Raw genomic sequence first — 20546 nt, forward strand, 5'->3', positions numbered from 1 at the left:
TCCCCTCGATCGTCTTACCCGGTTGACCCGGGTCGTTTCCTGGGTCCAGACCGGAAGATGGTAGTCGAGAGTTCTCGCCCGGTCGCGGTCGTGACCTACCTGGCTGCCGCCAGTGCCAGGACGATCAGTTCGTTGCGGGCGTCTCGACGGTGCCGGCCAGTAAGACCTGTCGCCGACTGGGTCTCATGGATCTCGAACACGTCCCCATGTTTACGGACTGTGACGCTGATCCGGCCCTGACGCAAGAGCAGGGACCGGACCGTGATACTCGGAAGTACTACTCCCGGTGACGGACCTGTCTCGGTTGGCGAGACCCCCGGCTCGACCTCTGGATGGGATTGTGCATAGACTCGCTGGCATCATGCGGCACCAGCTTCTTCTCCTTCGCTGCCGCGGCGAGGCCTGACGTAGGCCGGTTCCCTCGCCGCGGAGTTTCGTCGTACGCCGGTCGCATCCCGACCCCGCAGTACACGCTTCCCGCGAGGAGAACCCGCATCATGGCACCGAAGAATCAGCCCAAGCCAGTCCAGCAGACCTCTGGCATGCCGGTCCAGCGCTACAGCGCGTTCCCGCCGATCCAGCTGCCGGACCGGACCTGGCCCACGAAGTCCGTCGACCGGACCCCGCGCTGGCTGTCCACCGATCTCCGCGACGGCAACCAGGCTCTGGTCGAGCCGATGTCGCCGGCCCGCAAGCGCCGGATGTTCGACCTGCTGGTCCGGATGGGCTACAAGGAGATCGAGGTCGGCTTCCCGAGCGCCAGCCAGTACGACTTCGACTTCGTCCGCAGCCTGATCGAGGGGGACGCGATCCCCGAGGACGTCACCATCTCGGTGCTGACCCAGGCCCGCGAGGAGCTGATCGAGCGGACCGTGCAGTCGCTGCAGGGTTCGCCGAAGGCGACGATCCACCTCTACAACGCGACCGCGCCGCTGTTCCGCCGGGTCGTCTTCACCGTGGACAAGGCCGAGTGCCGCAACATCGCGGTCCGCGGCACCGAGACGGTGATGAAGTACGCCGACGAGATGCTGGGCGACTGCGAGTTCGGCTACCAGTACAGCCCGGAGATCTTCACCGGGACCGAGCTGGAGTTCGCGCTCGAGGTGTGCGAGGCGGTCAGCGACGTCTGGCAGCCCGCCGAGGGCCGCGAGATCATCCTCAACCTGCCGGCCACCGTCGAGATGTCGACCCCGAACGTGTACGCCGACCAGATCGAGTGGTTCGGCCGCAACCTGACTCGGCGCGAGCACAGCACGATCAGCCTGCACCCGCACAACGACCGCGGTACGGCGGTGGCCGCGACCGAGCTGGCCCTGATGGCCGGGGCGGACCGGGTCGAGGGGTGCCTGTTCGGTCACGGCGAGCGGACCGGCAACGTCGACCTGGTCACGCTGGGGATGAACCTGTTCAGCCAGGGCATCGACCCGCAGATCGACTTCTCCGACATCGACGAGATCCGCCGCACCGTCGAGTACTGCACCCAGATGCGCGTCCCCGAGCGCCAGCCGTACGCGGGCGACCTGGTCTACACCGCCTTCTCCGGCTCCCACCAGGACGCGATCAAGAAGGGCCTGGAGGCGCTCGACAAGCAGGCCGCCGCCGAGGGCAAGCCGGTCGGCGAGATCGCCTGGGAGGCGCCGTACCTGCCGATCGACCCGAAGGATGTGGGTCGCTCGTACGAGGCGGTCATCCGGGTCAACTCGCAGTCCGGCAAGGGTGGCGTCGCCTACATCATGAAGTCGGAGCACCGGCTCGACCTGCCGCGCCGGCTGCAGATCGAGTTCAGCCGGGTGATCCAGCAGCACACCGACTCCGAGGGCGGCGAGGTCGGCCCCCAGCAGATGTGGGACATCTTCGCGGCCGAGTACCTCGCGCCGGGCAAGCTGTCGCTGCTGACGGTCAACTCGACGTCCAGCGAGGGCCAGGGCGACCAGCTCCGCGTGCAGGTGTACTCCGGCGGCGTACCGCACGAGCTGACCGGCGAGGGCAACGGCCCGGTGTCGGCCTTCGTCGACGCGATCCAGCCGTTGAAGTACGACGTAAGGGTGCTGGACTACCACGAGCACGCCCTCTCGGCCGGCGGTGACGCGCTCGCCGCGGCGTACGTCGAGTGCGAGGTCGGCGACGAGGTCTTCTGGGGTGTCGGCCAGGACGCCAACATCCTCACCGCGTCGCTGAAGGCGGTCGTCTCCGCCATCAACCGCGCCACCCGCTGACTGCGCTGACGATCCAGGGCCATCCGCCATATTCAGTGGCGGGTGGCCCTGTCGTTTGGTTGGGTCGGGCGGGTGATCACCGTGCGCGAGATCGACCCGTCCGACGAGACCCTCTTCGACGGCTGGTACGACGTCTACCGGGCCGGCGCGGTCGCCGACCGGCCGGCCGCGATCTTGAGCAGCCACGACGCCCTCGCGTACTCGTTGCGCACTCCCAACCCGCTGAAGCAGCGCCTGCCGGTGGCCGCCTTCGCAGGAGACCGGGTCGTCGGCGCGATGCTCTTCGAGACCTGGACCGAGAGCAACCTGGACTCGATCGAGGTGGAGATCTGCGTCCCACCGGCCGAACGTCGTCGCGGGATCGGTACGGCGCTGTGGGGCTGGGCGAGGTCCCGCGCCGCAGTGGAGGAGCGCACGATCTTCCAGTGCGAGCTGGGCGTGCCGGAGGGGTTCACCACCGAGACCTGGCCCGGGAGCATCTTCGCGGCCAAGCTCGGCTTCACCGTCCAGCACATCGAGGATCATCTCGTCGTGCCGCTGCCGTACGAGGGTGCCGTGCAGGTGGAGGCACTCGACGGATACGAGCTGACCTCGTGGGCGGGGCCGTGTCCGGAGGAGCACCTGCAGGCGTTCGCCGACCTGCGGACCGCGATGGACCGCGACGTACCGACGGGTGGCATGACCAAGGACCCGGCGCCTTGGCACGTCGAGAAGCTCCGTGCCCAGGAGGAGCGGGTCGACAAGACCTGGCTGTCCCTGCTGACGCTGGCGCGGACGTCCGATGGCCGGCCGGCCGGTTATACGGTCATCTACCTGCCACGGACCGACCCGGACACCGCGCAGCAACTCGACACCCTCGTACTGCGTGAGCACCGCGGCCACAACCTCGGCGCCCACCTGAAGCTCGCGAACCTCGAGCAGTTGGCCAGGCACCGGACCACCCAGAAGCTTTTGCACACGTGGACCGCCGAGACGAACTCGGCGATGCAGAAGGTGAATGCCCGCTTCGGTTTCCGGCCGGTGGAGAAGCTGGTCGAGTGTGAGCTGAAGGTCCCGGTACCACGCCTGCGCCCGGCCGCGCGGGGCGTAGTACTGGATCAGGACGACCGGATTCTCTTGCTGCGGTTCGAGTTCGACGACCGCCCGAGGGTGTGGGCCGCGCCGGGTGGTGGCGTCGAGCCGGGGGAGTCGGCTCATGACGCTCTGGTCCGGGAGCTTCGCGAGGAGGTCGGCATCGAGGCGCCGGACGACCCGCCGCATCTGTGGCACCAGGTGGTGGTTGCCGACGGCCACGCCAAGGGCTATGACGGTGTCATCAATGACTACTACCTCGTCCGTCTCGACTCCTTCACCCCGTCCGGCGCCATGAGCCCGGAAGAGCTCCGCGCCGAGAACGTCCACGGCCACCAGTGGTGGAGTGTGTCCGACCTCAAGTCCTACTCCGGCCCCGCCGTCTTCTCGCCCCGCTCTCTAGGCGTCCTCCTCGAAACCCTCCTGGCCGAAGGCCCACCCGAGCACCCTCTCCAACTCGCACTCTGAAGCGGTGTTTGAGGGTGTGAGAAACGTGTGGGAAGTCTGTGAGAGAAGGCGTTCGGGGGTGGATCGCGGCCTAGCGTCGGTGCTGTGAGTTGCCGATTGCCAGGAGAGTCGATGAGCGTTCCGTTATTCGTGCCCACCCGGGTTGCCGGCGCCGCTGATGTGGCGGCGCTGCAGTTCGGGCGACGTCCCGACGGGGTCCGGGTGGGCATCGCGTTCAGCAGTATGGAGTTGTTGCGGGCGGCAACCGGGCCGCGGCAGGAGTGGATCCGGATGCACGAGTCAGTACTGCGGGAACTGCTGGCCCCGTTCGGGATCAGCATCATCCAGCTCGACCCGGTCCTGGTCGGCCCGGACGTCGGTACTCCGGCACCGGCGTCGGTCGAGACGGCGGCGCGGGATTCGGTGTTGGCAGGTCACGGTGGCCGTTGAGCCTTATGACCCGCATCCCCACAAGGCGCGCCGGCAGCGCTTCGACCCGGAGTTCGTCGCGATCGTCCGCATCATCGTCGTGATGGCCGCCCTCTCGGTCCTGCTCTACATGCTCGACTAGAGCCGCCGTTCCCAGCTCAGGCGGCCTTCATCCATGGTCGCGTGGCCGTCGGCGCCGGCGGCCACGCTCGGGTCGTGGGTGGCGATGATGACGGCGGCACCCCGGTCCGCCTCGGCGCGAAGCAGTTCGAGAACGCGCTCTCTGTTGGAGCTGTCGAGCTCGCTGGTCGACTCGTCGGCGAGGATCACCTTGCCGCGCTGGGCCAGTCCGCGCGCCACCGCGACCCGCTGCTGCTCGCCGCCGGAGAGCTCCTCGACCAGGTGGTCGCCGCTCTCCTCTAGCCCGACCGCCGTGAGCGCTCTCTCGATGATCCGGTCGACGGACTCCAGCGCCTCCTCGCGCTCGACCTCGTCGGCGGACAGCTTGCGGTCGGCAAGCAACGGCAGCGACAGGTTCTCCCGCGCGGTGAGCACCCGCGCAAGGCCGTTGCCCTGCGGGATCAGCACCACTCCGTGAGCCGCGGCCGCCGGGCGCCCGGTGATCCTCAGCCCGTCCACCTGTACCTCGCCCGACTTCACCGGCGCCGCTCCGGCGATTGCCCAGAGCAACGAGCTCTTGCCCGCGCCGGATGGGCCGCTGACCGCAAGGACGTACCCCGGCGGCACCTGCAGGGACACCTCCGCCACGGCGACCAGTTCGTCGTACGCGACGGTCAGGTTCGTCACCGAGATCATGCTTGGCCTTCCTGCTCGACCGGGGTGAGGCGGACATCTCCGTTGTCGGCGGTGGTGACCCGGACCAGCGTGCCGGGCGGCAGCAGTTCGGCGACGTGCGGCGGCAGCGGCAACGACCCGTCCGTGGCGACCACCGCGAACTCCTCGCCCGCGCGGCCTTCGGATGCGATCCGGCCGTCGCGGATGGTGATGGTTCGGGGGAGGACGGCCGCGACCTCGGGGTCATGGGTGATCAGCAGCACGGTCATTCCGGTGGTCGCGTTGATCGTCGAGATCGCGGCCAGCACCTCGTCCCGGGCGTGGTGGTCGAGCTGGGAGGTCGGCTCGTCGGCGAGCAACAACCCGGGGAAGGTCGCGATCCCCACGGCGACCGCGCAGAGCTGGATCTGCCCGGGCGTGAGCGACCCCAGCGGAGTACGGGCCTGGTTGCTCAGGCCAACGAGTTCGAGAACCTCGGCCGGCGACGGCAGGGTCCGGTCCCGGGGAGCGGCGCCCTGGGCGTACCGGACGTTGTCCTCGGGCGTCAGGTACGGGACGAGGTTGCGTGCGGCGCCTTGCAACACGATGCCGACATCGCCGGCCCGCATCCGGTCGAGCTCGGCCTCGGTCATCGTGGCGACGTTGTGTTCGCCGATCTGCAACCGCCCGGCGCTCGGCGTCAGCAACCCGCCGCACAACTGAAGCAACGTGGACTTCCCGGCGCCGGACGGTCCCAACAGCCCGACCAGCTCGCCGGGCCGCACGGAGATCCCGATGCCGGACAGCGCCGCCAAGTCGTGGTGAGCACCAGGGTGCCGATCAACCACAGCACGAGAGCGACAGGCCAGTTCCTACTCAGCTCGAGCGGAATCGGTGAAGCCTGCAACGTCTCTGCGAACAGCGGGATCAGCGGCAGCGCGATCTGCGCGCCGACGATGCCGCAGACCGTGCCGAGCAGCGTGGCCAGCGCGACAGGCCCGGTCTGCTCCCACCGAGCAGCCCGTCCGGTGGTGCCCACCGGTACGCCGGTCAGCCGCAGGCTCGCGTAGTCCTGGGCGCGCGACCGCCACGAGGTCACCACCATCAGCAGGAGCACGATAATTGCCAGGGACCAGCCGGCGACGCCGACGACTGGGGTCAGCTGCAGGGCGAGCGAGCTCGCGGAGCGCCCGTAGCTGTCGATCCGGTCCGACCGCCTGTCGACCAGGCTCGCGGTGACTCCCGCGTCAGCGAGCCCCTTGGTGATCTTGTCGAGGTTCGCCAGGCCGTCGGCGTTCAGCCAGAGCTGGAAGTCCGTGCTGCCCGAGTCCACCGAACCACCCAGCCGGCGTACCGTCTCCAGGTCGACGACGGCGGTCTTCTCGGAGTACCGGTTGACCGGACCGCCCAGGCGGTCGATCTTCTGGATCAGCATCGCGCCGCCGTCGACGCCTGGTGTGGAGGTCGACTCGTCGACGGAGTACTCCGGGGTGACGAGCGCGGGCATCGTCGGCGGCACGGTGCCGTACTGCACGAACTGCTCGGCGGACAGGCTGGTCACGTCGAGCGTGAGTCCACCGGCCGGTCCGTCCTTCGTCGCGAGGGAGCCGAGCTCGCCACCGAGCTGCCGGATCGGCTTCCAGTCGGCGGCCTTGCCCAGTGGGAGCGACGGCTGCTGCGGCGTACCGAGCTCGCTGATCGCGATCTCGCCGCGGACGCCGGACGAGTCGTTCACGTCGCGGCCGATCCCGACACGGAGCAACCGGCAGCCGCCCAGGCAGTCGATCGAGGTGCTCAGGGTGAACGTCTTGCCGGTGACCAGCGGCATCGGGTCGAACCGGACCAGATACCGCGCGCCGTTGCGGAGGCTGACCACGTTTGCCTCGATGATCACGGACTTCGCGGGCGGTTGCGGGGGAGGAGCCTCGCCGGTGGCACTCCGCGGCAGCACCGGCGTCATCTTGCCGGGGGTCGCCGTGACCTGCAGGCGGTCGCTGCGCAGGTCGATCGGGCCGAGGCCGGTGGGCGCCTTCAGCTGCTGGAATCCCTCCGCATCGGTGAGTTGGTCACCGCGGAAGGCGATCCGCTGGAAGCTGTCCGGCTCGATCATCAGCGTCCGCAGCGCATCCGGTGATGGCGGCCGGCCGAACACCACCGGGGTGAACCAGTGCCGGTCCGGGTCGATCTTGTCGATCGCCCGGGTGAAGTCGCCCAGGTCGAGGAACTTCATGAAGAGGATGCCGTCGGCACCGGTCTCGTACCCGGCTCGGACCTCAGTGTTGTGGCCGGCGACCGACGATGCCTGCCCTGCGAAGGACACCAGCGCTGTCGCGACCGCGACGACCGCGACGATGCGAGTCACGGCTGGGCGGCGAGAGACCTGCAGGGCACCGAGTGCCAGGCCGACTCGTCCGTTGCGCAGCGCCTGGCGGCTGACCAGGCCGGCGGCCGGCAGCAGGAGATGGGCGAAGGTGAGGCCGACCGCCAGCGCGAGCAGAGTCGGCGTGAGCACGGGCAGCGGACCCCCGCCGCCGCCGGTCAGCGCGGCGACGAGGCCGGCCGAAGCCAGCACGATGATGGACAGGTCGATCATGCCGATGGCTCGACCGCGGCGGCGTGGCGCGACGCGGCGCAACAGGGTGGAGATCGGCTGCCGGACGACGGTGCGGACCGACCAGGCGACCACCGCGAGCCCGGCCACCGCGGCCACCGCGAGTGCGGCCGGCACTGTCCAGGGGAACTCGAGCGGTGCGCCGTCGTTCAGCCAGGTGGCACGAACGATCAACAGCAGGCCGAAGCCCGTAACGATCCCGGCGACCGTGCCGATCAGCACCGCCGCGCCGAGCTCGATGAAGAGCGACCTGCCCGTACGCCGTGCGCTCGATCCGCGCAGGCGGGCTACGGCGACCTCGGGGCGTCGCTGATCGACCACTGCGCCCAGCGCGAGGGCGAGGACGACCACCCCGAACAGGGCGACCTGCACCATCACCAGCGGGATGATCGTGGTCGCCTGCTTGCGCTCGGCCTGGATCGTGTCGATCAGGCCGTCCAGCCCGGTGCTGTTCTGGGCCTCCAGCTCCAGCTCGGCCGCATTGCCGTCGACCTGGTTGGTGACCGCCTTGATGCGCTGCAGGCGGTCCGCGGTGGCGACACCCGGAATCGGCCGGGTGTCCATGGTGGAGCGGTAGCCCCAGACTCCGGTGTTGAAGGTCTCCCGCACGGTGAGCAGGTAGTCGGAGGTCGCCGGGGTCTTGGCCGTGGCCGGACCCGAACGTCCGATCGGCCCGCGCCCGAACCAGTACGGCGCGTTCTGGTCCACCGGCCGGTAGAGGCCGACCACCTTCAGCGTTCCACCCCCGGCGTAGTTGTCGGAGGTCGCGCCGAGCACCGCGCCCGGTTCGGCGTCGTACGACTTCTCGTCGACGGTCGAGGCGACGACCTCGCCGGCGGCCTGGGGACAGCGGCCCTGGACGATCACGAGCTGGGCGCAGTAGCCGTCCCGCCAGATCACCTTGGTGCTGATCTCACGATCCCGGCCGCGGAGTCCCCAGAGGATGTCCACGCTCAGGCCGTAGGCGGGCGGGGTGAAGAGAGGCTTGAGGTCTGCCGGGATGAGCTGAGTCAGGTCCTCGGGCTGCTTCGGGGTCGAGGCGCCGACACTGTTCGGCGGTTTGGCCTCCACCTGCCAGCTGGCCGAGAGGTACTGGTTGCTGAGCGTCTCGGTGGTCACCGTTTGTTCCACCGCCCGCGAGAACCACGGTGCGAAGGTCGCGCAGGTCCCGATCAGGAGGCTGACTCCCGCCAGCACCAGAGCTTGGGACCTCCGGTAGCTCAGCGCTCGCCGCAGGAACATGCGTGACAACCCCCAGCCGCCGTGACTTCTTGCCTCCGGCCGAAACTTACGGATCGTGAGGGTCGTCATCAGGGAGCCGGCTGACAACGATGCCTAGTTGTTGCTTGCACCGGGTTTGTCTGTGGCGGGCTGGTATCGGGCGGTCGCCGAGGGTGATCTCTCGCCCCTTTGACCGTGGCCCCTCCGATCGCGGCCGGTCCGGCGAAGGTAGGTTCGGAGTATGCGTGAATCCCACCTCGGTGAACTGACCGTTTCCGCCCTCGGGCTCGGCTGCATGGGCATGTCCCAGTCGTACGGTGTCCAGGGCGACGACGCCGAGTCGATCGCCACCGTGCACGCCGCGATCGACGCCGGCTGCACCTTCATCGACACCGCCGACGTGTACGGCGACGGCGCCAACGAGGAACTCGTCGGGCGGGCTTTGGCCGGCCGCCGGGACCAGGTGGTGCTGGCGACCAAGTTCGGCTTCCAGCGCTCCGCGGCCGGTGTCGCCGTGCCGAACGTGGTGAACGGCAGCCCGGAGTACGCGCGGACCGCCATCGACGCGTCGCTGCGGCGGCTCGGCGTGGACCACGTCGACCTCTGGTACCTGCATCGGCGCGACCCGGAGGTGCCGATCGAGGAGACTATCGGTGCGATGGCCGAGGCCGTCCAGGCGGGCAAGGTCCGGTACCTCGGCCTGTCGGAGGTGTCAGGTGACACCGTCCGCGCCGCGCACGCCGTACACCCGATCAGCGCCGTGCAGAGCGAGTGGTCGCTGTGGACGCGTGACCCGGAGACGAGCGTGCTGCCGACGCTGCGCGAGCTCGGCGTCGGGTTCGTCCCCTTCAGCCCGCTGGGCCGGGGTTTCCTGACCGGGCAGCTCAAGTCGCCCGACGACTTCGAGCCGGACGACATGCGGCGCGGGCTCCCGCGGTTCACCGGCGAGAACTTCCAGCGCAACCTCGACCTGGTCGCCAAGGTGCAGGAACTCGCCGAGAGCAAGGGAGTGCTGCCGAGCCAGCTCGCGCTCGCCTGGCTGCTTGCGCAAGGCAATGACATCGCGCCGATCCCGGGGACGAAGCGGCGCAGGTACCTCGCCGAGAACCTGGGCGCGGTGGACGTGACGCTGACCGCGGAGGATCTCGCCGCGCTGGACGAGGCGTTCCCGGCGGACGCGGTGGCGGGGGACCGGTACGCCCCGGGCGGGATGAAGATGGTCGACCGATGAGCTTCGAGACCGATCCCGAGCCTGCTCCGGGGTCCTGGCTGCCCGGAGATGCGCCCGGGCTGATCGGGGTCACCGGAGCGACCGGGCAGCTCGGCTCGCGGATCGCCCGCCTGCTGGCGGATTCCGGAGTACAGCAGCGGTTGCTCGTGCGGGATCCGGCGCGCGCTCCGTCGTTGCGGGACGCGGAGGTGGCCCAGGCGCCGTACGGGGAGAAGCACGCGCTGCTGGACGCGTTCGACGGGGTGCACACGCTGCTGATGGTGAGCGCGTCCGAGACCGCCGATCGGGTTTCCTTGCACAGGGCAACGATTGACGCCGCGGTGGCGGCCGGCGTACGGCGGATCGTGTACACGTCGTTCGTCGGTGCTTCGCCGGGTGCGACCTTCACCTTCGCGCGGGACCACTGGCACACCGAGGAGTATCTGCGGGCCGCCGGCATCGACTTCACCTTCCTGCGGGACAACATGTACCTGGACTTCATCCCTGGGTTCGCCGGTGAGGACGGGGTGATCCGCGGGCCTGCCGGGGACGGCCGGGTCGCCGCTGTCGCCCGGGACGACGTGGCCGCGGTCGCCGCACGGGTACTGACCTCGGACGCGCACTCGGGGATGACCTATGACCTGACCGGGCCGACCGCTTTCACCTTGGCGGAGGCTGCCGCGTGGATCTCGGAGGCCCAGGGGCGACCGGTGCGGTACGAGGCGGAGACCCTCGACGAGGCTTACCGGTCGCGCGAAGGATTCGGCGCCCCGGCGTGGGAGGTGGCCGGCTGGGTCACGTCGTACGCCGCGATCGCGAGCGGGGAGCTCAGCGTGGTGACGAGTGCCGTCGAGGACCTGACCGGGCAGCCGCCGATCGGGCTGGCCGAGTACCTGTCCGCGACCTGAGAGACCGAGTATTCGTCCGCGACCTGAGAGAATGGGCCAGTGCCGCTCTACCGTGACGAGGCGATCGTGCTCCGCACCCAGAAACTGGGCGAAGCCGATCGCATCGCCACGCTCTTGACCCGCGGCCACGGCAAGGTCCGCGCCGTCGCGAAGGGCGTCCGCCGTACGTCGTCCCGCTTCGGCGCCCGGCTCGAACCCTTCAGCTACGTGGACCTGCAACTCGCGACCGGCCGGACCCTCGACGTGGTCACCCAGGCCGAGTCGATCGCGGCGTACGGCGAGGGCATCGTCGGCGACTACGCCCGGTACACCACCGGCACGGTCCTGCTGGAGACGGCCGACCGCCTCGTCGTCGAGGAGAAGGAACCCGCCACCCAGCAACACCTCCTGCTGGCCGGCGCCCTCCGCGTTCTCTCCAGCGGGGAACGCACCCCCGGCCTGGTGCTCGACTCCTTCCTGCTTCGTTCCTTGGCGATCTCCGGCTACGCCCCGTCCTTCGCCGACTGCGCGAAATGCGGCGAACCAGGCCCCCACCGAGCCTTCAACCCAGCCGCCGGCGGCATGGTCTGCACCACCTGCCGCCCCCCAGCCTCCGCCATGCCGGCCCCCGCCACCGTCACCCTCCTAGCCGCCCTCCTCTCCGGCGACTGGCCCACCGCCGAATCCACCGACCCCCGAACCCGCCGAGAAGCCTCCGGCCTGGTCTCCGCCTTCGTAACCTGGCACCTAGACCGCCAACTCCGCTCCCTGCCCTACCTGGACCTAACCCCCAAGCCAGCACGCTCCGCCGAAGCCTGACCGCCCCGCCCCGATCACCTGCCGCCATCCGAACCCGCTAGAGGTATCGCGACCGCGTCCGAGTTCCGCCTCTCCCCGCAGGGCAGCCGGCCTTCCCCAAACCGGCACTTTTGTGCACCGCCTGAGCAGATCCCGACGCTCCAGACGCTCACCCGGTGCACAGGTGCGGCCTCGAATATCCTGTCCCAGATCCCCAGGGTGTGTCCCCGGCCCCCACAACCGCACAGCATCGGCTCCAGGCCGGCGATCCAGCCGTCCGATGACGGGCTGCTCGGCCGCTGGCGCCTTACAAGCCGCCAGCCTTCGAACAGCCAGCCAGTGATCGACCAAGCTGCCGGCACCAGCTCCTGACCCGGCGCAACCCACCACCCACCGGGCGAAACCCATCCCGGGGACCGTCGGCGTACCGAAGAACAGGAAGTACCCGCCGCGCAGATCCCGCCGACGGCCGGCTCACGCCCGGAACCTCAGCAAGCAGCTCGGTACCGCCTGTCGCTCGGTACGCCCCACTCCGCGACCTTCAACCCGCTCCGCCTCAGACCTCCCCGCGGGCTCCGCCGAATGCATCTTCCTCGTCTCCCCGAGGACTGAGGCGCTGGTCTCCCGCTGGCGGACGGAGTACTGGCCGTCGTCGAGGTCGGTGCACCAACGAGCGAGCGGCAGAACGTGCTGACCTGCCAGCTGATCAGCATCCGGCAGACTGGCTCGGCTGACTGGCCTGATCCCCATCCGGATCAACAAGCACCGGGATAGCTTCACCAATCTGCATCTGGGTCGAGGCCTGCTGCGTCATCGCGATCTGCCCGGTGTCCCCAAGCGTGCTCTGCCAGGTGATATCCCACTCAGCCGTAGCAGTCACCTTGTACTTGCAGCCGGTCTGCTCCCGCGAAGTCTTCCGATACCGATGCCCACAGTCCGGCGAGTCCTTGACCCCCATCGCCTTGCTGTACGCCGTGCCGGCTCCCTCGCAACGGATCGTTTTCCCGTCCCCCATGTTCCAATTGATCGCCTTAACCTGCGCCCTGGCAGTCACCGTCAACCCCGGCACACTGGCTTCCCGCTCGATCGGCCCCCACGTGTTCTCCGACCTCACCACCCACAACCACACAGGCATATTCACCAACCCAACCTGCCCAACCCCCGGCGCACTCTTAACCTGCGGAGGCGCAAGTTGCATCTCCGGGATGGCCTGATAAGCCAACGTCACCGGATCAGCCACCACCGTGTCCGGCGCCCCCGGCAACCAAACCCACCTAGTCACCAAATGCCGCCCTTCGTCGTATCCCTGCTCCCGCACACAAGCCCACACCGCGCCATCGGTATGGCCCTGCCACGCCGGATCCGAGAACAGCGGCTGCGGCTCCAGGCGTTGGAGATAGCACTGCTGGCCGTTCGACCAGTTACCGAGGGCAGAAGTGCAGGCCTGCGCGGCACCACCGAACTCACAGACACGCTTGCCGGCCGCACCGGCCTTCTTGGTCTCGCTCCCGTCAAGGTTGACGACAGACTCCAGGTAGTACGTGCAGATCGAGGTGACGGTCGAGCACTGCTCCACCAGGACCGGATCTTCAGAGGTGCCGGCCACCGCCAAGGGACTCGGGGCCAAGGCCAGGAGGAATGCACTGACCATCAGGACGCGCGCAAAGAGCGTCAGCATTTGCCTGCTACGCGCTTCTCTTCGATGAGGAACCACATCTTCGCGACTTTGCCGGTCGGTGGCGCGTACACGAGACGGGCTTGAACCTTGTGTCGCGGTCCGTCGTTCTTGCCCGCCGGGACAGGCTTGCCCGTCGCCTCGTACTTGGTCGATACCGTCGAGGCGTCGAGACACGAGACGAGATCCACCTGTGGTCGCTCACCGTCGAGCTTCACCGCCTGGCTGAGCGGGGTGATCTTGACATCACCGGTCAGATGCCAGCCGTGGTCTGTCTGGAACTTGACCTCCCCAAGGATCGAGATCAGCCAAGGGTCGCCATTGCCGGCCTGGAGCAGCGCGGCTCTGGTCGCCTTCCGCGGATTCCGCAGCGCCACCATGACCGCGGTCCGGGCGGCGACGTACCGGGCTTTGGCTGCGGCGATTGCGGCCTCTTCTTCGGCTGTGTATTTCGGGGTGGCTGATGCGGTCGGTGTGGCGGATGTCGGGGTGCTAGGTGGGGTGGTGTCTGGGCGACCGGCTTCGGGGGAGTGGTTGCAGGCGGTCAGGGCGAGGGTGGCGCACAGAGCCGCGGCGGGGAGAAGCGGTCGGCGGATCATGCGGGAGGGCTCCGTTCGCTGGGTGTTGCAGGCCGTACAAGGTTGCCATACGAAGGGTGTTCATCGCGGACATTGTCCACAGGCTGCAGGTAGTTGCAGGTGGGTCAGGGGAGGGTGCCTCGGGGGACGATCCAGCGGGCCGGTAGGGCCGTGTGGCGAGCGATCAGGTCGAAGTCGGCGTCGTAGTGGAGGAGCGTGACGCGGTGGCGTTCGGCGACGGCGGCGATCAGGAGGTCGGGGATCGAGGCCGCTCGGTGCTTCGCCGTCGTGGTCAGGAGCCCCTGGACCTCCGTCGCGCGGCGGAAGTCGGCGTCTTCGGTCGCCAGCCACTCGAGGCCTGACTCGAGTTCCTACCGCATCTGCTGATGAGCGTCACCGTTGCGGGCGCCGTAGAGCATCTCCAGTTCGATCACGCCGCAGATCGCGAGCAGACCGCGTTCCAGCAGTGGTGCGAGGACCGGCTGGACGGGCGGACTCCCGGCCCGGGCCAGCGCGCTCTTGTCGACCAGGAAGCGCCTTACCGCCATGCGCCTTTCATCACCTCGGGGTCGAGCAGATCGTCGTACAGGCCGTCCTGAGCGGATTGCAGGAACTGACCGGCCGCGCGCGTCCGCAGTACGTCGGCCAGCGCGGTGTTGACGGTGTCCTTCTTGGTGGTGGTCCCGAGCGCCTCGGCTGCCTTGGAGAGGAGGGCATCGTCGATGTCGATCAGCGTCTTGGTCATCGCCGCACCTCCGTATATACAAATGGCGCTAAGGCGTATGTCTCCCTCGATCGCGGACAGTGACGAGACCCAGCCTGACAGGATCTCGAGGCTGCCGTCGGAGGGCCTGTGGACAACTGCCTGGGGCGTTGCTGGGGGTAGGACGGAGATGAGAGAAGATCTGGGTATGTCGCCTATTGGTCGTCGTCGGGGTGTGGTGGGGTTGGGTCGGCGGGGGCCGGTGGTGGCGCCGGAGGTGCATCCTTCGGGGGCCAGGCCGCCGGCGATTCCGCGGGAGTTGGTGCCGAGGCATGTGGCGATCGTGATGGATGGGAACGGGCGGTGGGCGAAGGCCCGGAATCTGCCGCGGACCGAGGGGCACCGGGCCGGCGAGGCTTCGCTGCTGGATGTGATCAAGGGCGGGATCGAGATCGGCGTCAAGTACATCTCGGCGTACGCGTTCTCGACCGAGAACTGGGCTCGCTCGCCGGAGGAGGTCCGGTTCCTCATGGGGTTCAACAGGGACGTGATCCACCGGCGGCGCGACGAGCTCGACGCGATGGGCGTGCGGGTGGTCTGGTCGGGGCGGCGGCCGCGGCTGTGGAAGAGCGTGATCTCCGAGCTCGAGTACGCGCAGGAGCGGACCAAGGACAACGACACCATCACGCTGCAGTTCTGCGTGAACTACGGCGGGCAGGCGGAGATCGCCGACGCGATGAAGTCGATCGCGGCGGAAGTTGCCGCGGGCAAGCTCAAGCCGGATCGCATCACCGAGAAGACGATCGCGCGGCATCTCTACGCGCCGGACATCCCCGAGGTCGACCTGTTCATCCGCTCGTCGGGTGAGCAGCGCACCTCGAACTTCCTGGTGTGGCAGCTCGCGTACGCCGAGATGGTCTTCCTCGACACGCTCTGGCCGGACTTCGACCGCCGCGACCTCTGGCGCGCGATCGAGCTCTACGCCCAGCGCGACCGCCGCTACGGCGGCGCCATCCCCAACGAGGTCAAGCCCGCCTGACCAGTACTGCGTACGCGGGGCGACCGCACTCGTCTGTGCCGACGCTCGGACACCGGTACTGCGCGGGCGGGGTGCAGTTGCCGGTACTGCGCAAGCAGTCGCAACCTCGCGCAGGATGTTCCGCGAGGGCGCATCTGGTGGGAACGACGGTGGACCGCGGGGCGTCTAGGCTCCTTGGGATTGTTCAGCGTGATCGAGAGGAAGGGCCGAGCGTGCAGGATCAGCCGACGGAGCCGATGCCCGGAGTACCGGACGAGCAGGCGCCGGACCCTAGTCTTCGAGCCACGCGGAAGGAGATCCGCGACGTCGAGTCGATGCTGCGGAAGGCGATCGCCGAGGACGACAAGCTCGCCGGGCACGAGGACGCGGGACGATGAGCACCCAGCAGGAGCAGGCCGCGGCCCAGCTGACCGACGAGACCGCGAGCGCGCTGGTTACGGCGAAGACGGCGTTGACGCTGGCAGCGGATGCCGCGCAGGACGTCGACGCCGGGTTGCGGCGGGCCGAGGACGAGATCGGCGAGCTCGCCAGCCAGGCCAACCGGATGTACGACTCGGACCTGCCGGATCGCCAGATGATGTATGCCCAGGAAGCGGCCGGGGAGATCGGCAGGCGGATCGGGCGTGGGCACGAGGGGCTCGACGAAGTCCGGCGACAGTTGGGCCGGGCCTCCGGCGCGCTGGAAGCGGGACGGCGGTCGCTCGGGGAGCTCGAGCAGCTGCCGGGGCAGCAGGGTGAGGCGACGACGCGGTTGCGGCATCGGCTGGATTCGCTGAGTGAGGTCGTCGAGGCGGCTGGGCGGGGTACTGACCGCGCGGGCGAGCGGCTGACGGAGACGAGCCGGGATCTCGACCGGCTGCGTCAGTCTCCCGAGCGCGTGCAGGATCGCGAAGAGGCAGCCGACGCGATCAGGCGCGCCGGTCGGTACGTCGACGAAGGGGTGATGGACGTCCGCGGTGGGTTGCGCGGTCTCCAGCAGGGTCTCGAGGATGCTGGCCAGGAGGCCAACGCCGCCGCGCGGGAGAGCGTCGAGTTGGCGACGGCGGCGCGTGCCGGGCTGAACCCGACGCCGGCCGCTGCGCAACGTGTCAGCGAAGGCGCCGCCGAGCAGGACCTGAGGCACCGGTCAACCGGCCCGACCCAGGGCGCGGACCGAGACAGGTAGATGCCGGGCTTAGCGGCGGGGCGACGGTAGTAGGCCTCGTTCCAAGGCGACTGTCACCGCGCGGGTGCGGTCGTCGACGTCTAGTTTGGTGAAGAGGCGTTGGAGGTGGGTCTTCACCGTGGCCTCGCCGATGAAGAGTTCGCGGCCGATCTCGGCGTTGCTCAGGCCCCGGGCGACCGCTGCCAGGACCTCCAGTTCGCGCGGGGACGGTTGTACCCCGGTGGGGGCGGCCGGAGTACGGAGGCGACTCATCAACCGGGCTGCGACCGGTGGTGCGAGGACTGTCTCACCACGGGATGCGGCGCGGATCCCGTCCAGGAGTTCAGCGTGCGGGGTGTCCTTCAGCAGATACCCGGCAGCGCCGGCTTCGACCGCGTGCAGGATGTCCGTGTCGGTGTCGTACGTCGTCAGCACCAGCACCTTCGTCGCGGGATAGCCCGACACGATCGCGCCGGTCGCGGAGACGCCGTCACGGCGAGGCATCCGCAGATCCATCAGGACCACGTCCGGCCGGGTGGACTCGACCAGGGCAAGTGCTTCCTCGCCGTCGCCTGCCTCGCCGACCACCTCGATGTCGTCCGTGACGGCCAGCATGCCGATCAGCCCGGAGCGAACCACCGGGTGGTCGTCGACCACCAGCACGCGCACGTTGTCCGTCACGAATTCTCCTGACCTGTGGCTGGGACGAGCACCTGCACGCGGGTACCGCGGCCCGGGGCGCTGTCGACCTGCACCGTGCCGCCGGACTCCTCGACGCGTCCGCGCATCGCCGCCAGTCCGTACCCGGCAGCCGGCGCCAACGGCTCGAACCCGGACCCGTCGTCGCTGATCTCGATCGCCACCCCGTCGGCCGACATGCCCAACGTGATCCGCACCCGGGTGGCTCCGGCGTGCTTGCGGACGTTCGCCAGCGACTCCTGCGCCGCCCGCAGCAACACGACCTGCTGTCCCTGCGGCAACGCGGCCACCTCGTCGTCCGGCATGTCGAGAGACACCTGTACGTCGACTCCCGTCTCCGCTGTGAAGCGCTCGGCCTGCCGGCGCAGTACTTCGGTCAGCGTGGCGCCGGACAACGCCACCGGGGTGAACGCGGCCACGAGTGCCCGCGCCTCGGCCAGGTTCTCCCGGGCCGTGTCCTCGATCGCGGCCAGCCGGGCGGCGGCGGGATCGGTGGCTCCCCGGGACAGCTCCACGGCCGCGGTCTGCGCGAGCATCACGATCGACGTCATGCCCTGCGCCAGGGTGTCGTGGATCTCGCGGGCCATCCGCTCGCGCTCGGCCATCACACCTGCCGTGTGGTGCGCGTCGGCGAGCTCGTCCCGGGCGGCCTCGAGCTGCTCGATCAGCTCGGCACGCTGCTCGCTCTGGGTGATCACCTTCTCGATCCAGATGCCGAGCAACATGCTGACCACCAGGCTGATCAGCATCCACGGCAAGATCTCCCAGAACGCGTCGAGCGTCCAGCCGGCCGACCAGAGCTGGGCCGCGCCGACCGTCGCCAGCAGCAGGAAGCTGAAGAAGATGGCGTCGCGGACCCGGTTGCTGAGCAGCCAGATCTGCGGGGACACGATGAACAGGATGAACACCGACTGCGGATAGATCGCGACCGCTCCGGCGACGCACACGATCATCAGCAGCCGGTACAAGTGCGACGGCAGCAGGCGGTGGGAGAGCATCGCGGGCTTGGCGACGAACTGGTAGCCCAGCGCGAGAGTGGCCAGTAGGCCCAGGTAGACGAGCTGGTCCCGGCTGCTCAGGTCCGGGATCAGCGAGGCGATCGCGGTGACGCCCAGCAGTGTCCAGAAGGCGATGTGCCAGGCGACCAACGTGCGGATCCAGACCGGCTGGTCGACCTTGTCGCTGGTGGGCTGCATGGTCACTATCTTGCTCCAGTACCGCCGCCGCTCGCACATGACGGTCAGCCGGCGTCCCGGCGGGTCCAGCGGAAGACCCGCTGGGCGATCAGGAGTCCGGCCACCAGCCAGAGGCTCAGCACGATCGCGCCGGTGCCCAGCTGCCAGGAGCCGCCGGGTTCGTTCGCTTCGAAGCTGTCCGGAAGGAACACCGACCGCATGCCCTGGGCGAGCCACTTGAGCGGGAAGAACTCGGCGACGGTCCGCATCCAGGCCGGCAGGCTGCCGTAGACGAAGTACACGCCGGACATGAACTGCAGCAGCAGGACCACGGGGGTGACGACAGCAGAGGCAGCCTTGCCGGACTTCGGTACGACGGAGAACGCGATGCCGAGCACGGACCCCGACGCCGTACCGAGCACGAAGATCCAGACGAAGTTCAGCCACTTCACCGGCTCCGTCGGGAGGTCCACCCCGAGCGCGAGCCCGGCGATCACCAGCAGCAACGCGAACTGCATGACCGACGTCGCCAGGACCAGGCCGATCTTGCCGATGAAGTAGGACTGCGGCGACATCGGCGTACCGCGCAGCCGCTTGAGCAGGTCCTCGTCGCGCTCCATCGCGATCGTGATGGCGAGCGACTGGAAACTGGTCAGGAAGATGCCGGAGGCGATCATGCCCGGCGTGAAGTAGGTCGCCGCGTCCACGCCGTCGGCGAATTCCGTACCGCTGAAGACGGCGGAGAAGATGCCCAGGAAGATGATCGGGAAGAAGAAGGTGAAGATCAGCTGCTCCTTCTCCCGGAAGAACTGCTTCACCTCCAGCCCGGTCCGCGACAGGCCGACCTTCAGCGGCGTCGGCAACGGCTTGGCGGTGCGCGTCGGCGCGGTCGTGGTGGTCGTCGTGCTCATCGGACGGCTCCTTCGAGGACAGCGGGCTCGGCGCCCACGGACGCGATCAGTTCCAGGTAGATGTCTTCCAGGCTCGGCCGGCGCACCTCGAGCTCGGGTACCTCGCCGTTGAACCGCGCCCTCAACGCCGCGACCTCCGCGGTCGGCCTGTCGGTCCGTACTTCGTGCGCTCCGTCGGCGTCCAGCCAGGACACCCGCGCGGTGCGGGCGCCGCGGCCGCCGAGCGTCTCCGGCGTACCGATCTCGATCATCCGGCCGTCCGCGATCACGCCGACCCGGTCGGCCAGGTGCTCAGCCTCGTCCAGGTAATGAGTGGTCAGCAGGATGGTGGTGCCCTCGGTGCGCAGGTTCTCGATCAGCGTCCAGAACTGGCGGCGGGCCTCGGGGTCGAACCCGGTGGTCGGCTCGTCCAGGAACAGCAGTTCCGGGTTCCCGATCACGCCGAGCGCGACGTCGAGCCGTCGGCGCTGACCGCCGGACAGTTTGCGGGTCCGCGTCTTGCGCTTCTCCTGCAGCCCGACCCACGCGATCACTTCCTCCGGGTCGCGCGGGGAGGGGTAGTAGCCGGCGTAGTGGCTGACCAGTTCGGCGACCGACAGTTCGGCCTCGTCCCGCGAGGACTGGGCGACAATGCCGATCCGGCTGCGCCAGTGCCGGTCGCCCCGGGCCGGGTCGATGCCGAGCACGCTGATCTCGCCCTCGTCCGCCCGGCGGTACCCCTCCAGCACCTCCGTCGTCGTCGTCTTGCCGGCGCCGTTCGGCCCGAGCAGGGCGAACACCTCGCCCCGGTGGATGTCGAGGTCGACGCCCGCGACGGCGACCTTGTCCGGGTAGCGCTTGACGAGTCCGCGAACCCGTACTGCGTTGTCGTTCTCGGTCATGGGTCAACCTTCCCGTCCGCGCACCCCCGCCCGGGAGCGCCGGACGACGGACCGGCTGTCCACCGGTCGGGGGACAG

Annotated in this window: 21 protein-coding genes and 1 pseudogene; 10 read left to right on the forward strand and 12 right to left on the reverse strand. The window is 69.0% G+C overall.

The window, feature by feature from the left end:
• Positions 1-497 precede the first annotated feature (497 nt).
• From leuA to EV644_RS47320, 4 genes are all read left to right on the forward strand, one after another.
• The gene (leuA, locus tag EV644_RS34815) at positions 498-2216 is read left to right on the forward strand and encodes a 2-isopropylmalate synthase (RefSeq protein ID WP_132194228.1); all 1719 of its coding nucleotides are present in this window, start codon (positions 498-500) and stop codon (positions 2214-2216) included.
• A 42-nt stretch (positions 2217-2258) separates the two neighbouring features.
• A complete protein-coding gene (locus EV644_RS34820; RefSeq protein ID WP_241999204.1) occupies positions 2259-3755 on the forward strand; it encodes a GNAT family N-acetyltransferase in 1497 nt (498 codons plus the stop codon).
• A gap of 111 nt (positions 3756-3866) precedes the next feature.
• Positions 3867-4184, forward strand: a complete 318-nt coding sequence (locus EV644_RS34825; RefSeq protein ID WP_132194226.1) for an SAV_915 family protein — start codon at positions 3867-3869, stop codon at positions 4182-4184.
• Positions 4174-4305, forward strand: coding sequence for a hypothetical protein (locus tag EV644_RS47320; protein WP_255511394.1), 132 nt, complete (start codon positions 4174-4176; stop codon positions 4303-4305). The genes EV644_RS34825 and EV644_RS47320 overlap by 11 nt, the downstream gene beginning before the upstream one ends.
• On the opposite strand, the gene EV644_RS34830 is transcribed toward EV644_RS47320, so the two are convergent.
• The 3 genes and pseudogenes from EV644_RS34830 to EV644_RS47940 all read right to left on the reverse strand — a co-directional run.
• Positions 4302-4979 carry an ABC transporter ATP-binding protein gene (locus EV644_RS34830; RefSeq protein ID WP_132194224.1) on the reverse strand — a complete coding sequence of 226 codons (678 nt, stop codon included), beginning with the start codon at positions 4977-4979 and terminating at the stop codon, positions 4302-4304. The genes EV644_RS47320 and EV644_RS34830 overlap by 4 nt on opposite strands.
• A complete protein-coding gene (locus EV644_RS34835; RefSeq protein WP_241999201.1) occupies positions 4976-5785 on the reverse strand; it encodes an ABC transporter ATP-binding protein in 810 nt (269 codons plus the stop codon). The genes EV644_RS34830 and EV644_RS34835 overlap by 4 nt, the downstream gene beginning before the upstream one ends.
• A gap of 1877 nt (positions 5786-7662) precedes the next feature.
• Positions 7663-8859, reverse strand: a pseudogene (locus tag EV644_RS47940) (ABC transporter permease); the annotation flags it as partial.
• A gap of 151 nt (positions 8860-9010) precedes the next feature.
• On the opposite strand from EV644_RS47940, the gene EV644_RS34845 reads away from it, so the two are divergent.
• Genes EV644_RS34845 through recO form a run of 3 tightly spaced genes read left to right on the forward strand, consistent with a single transcriptional unit; the run spans position 9011 to position 11685 of the window.
• Positions 9011-10000 (forward strand): aldo/keto reductase, encoded by a 990-nt coding sequence (locus tag EV644_RS34845; RefSeq protein WP_132194218.1) that lies wholly within the window; start codon positions 9011-9013, stop codon positions 9998-10000.
• On the forward strand, positions 9997-10887 hold the full coding sequence (locus EV644_RS34850) for an SDR family oxidoreductase (RefSeq protein WP_132194216.1): 891 nt from the start codon (positions 9997-9999) through the stop codon (positions 10885-10887). The genes EV644_RS34845 and EV644_RS34850 overlap by 4 nt, the downstream gene beginning before the upstream one ends.
• A gap of 39 nt (positions 10888-10926) precedes the next feature.
• Positions 10927-11685: a DNA repair protein RecO gene (gene recO / locus EV644_RS34855; protein ID WP_132194214.1), complete on the forward strand. Its 759-nt coding sequence runs from the start codon at positions 10927-10929 to the stop codon at positions 11683-11685.
• 685 nt (positions 11686-12370) lie between these two features.
• Here recO and EV644_RS34860 read toward each other — a convergent pair.
• The 5 genes from EV644_RS34860 to EV644_RS34875 all read right to left on the reverse strand — a co-directional run bounded on the left by EV644_RS34860 (position 12371) and on the right by EV644_RS34875 (position 14662).
• Positions 12371-13342 (reverse strand): hypothetical protein, encoded by a 972-nt coding sequence (locus tag EV644_RS34860; protein WP_132194212.1) that lies wholly within the window; start codon positions 13340-13342, stop codon positions 12371-12373.
• A complete protein-coding gene (locus EV644_RS34865) occupies positions 13336-13938 on the reverse strand; it encodes a hypothetical protein (RefSeq protein WP_132194210.1) in 603 nt (200 codons plus the stop codon). Before EV644_RS34865 ends, EV644_RS34860 begins: the two co-directional genes overlap by 7 nt.
• Positions 13939-14042: 104 nt before the next feature.
• On the reverse strand, positions 14043-14264 hold the full coding sequence (locus EV644_RS47945; RefSeq protein WP_369410578.1) for a PIN domain-containing protein: 222 nt from the start codon (positions 14262-14264) through the stop codon (positions 14043-14045).
• A gap of 24 nt (positions 14265-14288) precedes the next feature.
• Complete coding sequence (locus EV644_RS45660; protein WP_199240162.1) at positions 14289-14465, reverse strand: PIN domain-containing protein; 177 nt, start codon at positions 14463-14465, stop codon at positions 14289-14291.
• Positions 14456-14662: a type II toxin-antitoxin system VapB family antitoxin gene (locus EV644_RS34875; protein WP_132194208.1), complete on the reverse strand. Its 207-nt coding sequence runs from the start codon at positions 14660-14662 to the stop codon at positions 14456-14458. Before EV644_RS34875 ends, EV644_RS45660 begins: the two co-directional genes overlap by 10 nt.
• Positions 14663-14828: 166 nt before the next feature.
• Between EV644_RS34875 and EV644_RS34880 the strand changes: the two genes are divergently transcribed.
• The 3 genes from EV644_RS34880 to EV644_RS34885 all read left to right on the forward strand — a co-directional run bounded on the left by EV644_RS34880 (position 14829) and on the right by EV644_RS34885 (position 16824).
• On the forward strand, positions 14829-15659 hold the full coding sequence (locus tag EV644_RS34880) for an isoprenyl transferase (protein ID WP_199240163.1): 831 nt from the start codon (positions 14829-14831) through the stop codon (positions 15657-15659).
• A 212-nt stretch (positions 15660-15871) separates the two neighbouring features.
• A complete protein-coding gene (locus tag EV644_RS44850) occupies positions 15872-16036 on the forward strand; it encodes a hypothetical protein (RefSeq protein WP_158293010.1) in 165 nt (54 codons plus the stop codon).
• On the forward strand, positions 16033-16824 hold the full coding sequence (locus EV644_RS34885; protein WP_132194206.1) for a hypothetical protein: 792 nt from the start codon (positions 16033-16035) through the stop codon (positions 16822-16824). Before EV644_RS44850 ends, EV644_RS34885 begins: the two co-directional genes overlap by 4 nt.
• A 9-nt stretch (positions 16825-16833) precedes the next feature.
• Here the strand turns inward: EV644_RS34885 and EV644_RS34890 are convergent, their stop codons facing one another.
• The 4 genes from EV644_RS34890 to EV644_RS34905 are packed head-to-tail and all read right to left on the reverse strand — an operon-like array spanning position 16834 to position 20469.
• Positions 16834-17484 (reverse strand): response regulator, encoded by a 651-nt coding sequence (locus EV644_RS34890; RefSeq protein WP_132194204.1) that lies wholly within the window; start codon positions 17482-17484, stop codon positions 16834-16836.
• Positions 17481-18698: a sensor histidine kinase gene (locus EV644_RS34895; RefSeq protein ID WP_241999195.1), complete on the reverse strand. Its 1218-nt coding sequence runs from the start codon at positions 18696-18698 to the stop codon at positions 17481-17483. The genes EV644_RS34890 and EV644_RS34895 overlap by 4 nt, the downstream gene beginning before the upstream one ends.
• Positions 18699-18742: 44 nt before the next feature.
• On the reverse strand, positions 18743-19588 hold the full coding sequence (locus EV644_RS34900; protein ID WP_132194202.1) for an ABC transporter permease: 846 nt from the start codon (positions 19586-19588) through the stop codon (positions 18743-18745).
• A complete protein-coding gene (locus EV644_RS34905) occupies positions 19585-20469 on the reverse strand; it encodes an ABC transporter ATP-binding protein (RefSeq protein WP_132194200.1) in 885 nt (294 codons plus the stop codon). Before EV644_RS34905 ends, EV644_RS34900 begins: the two co-directional genes overlap by 4 nt.
• Between the last annotated feature and the right edge of the window lie 77 nt (positions 20470-20546).

This window comes from Kribbella orskensis (genome assembly GCF_004342085.1).
Taxonomy (GTDB): Bacteria; Actinomycetota; Actinomycetes; order Propionibacteriales; family Kribbellaceae; genus Kribbella; species Kribbella orskensis.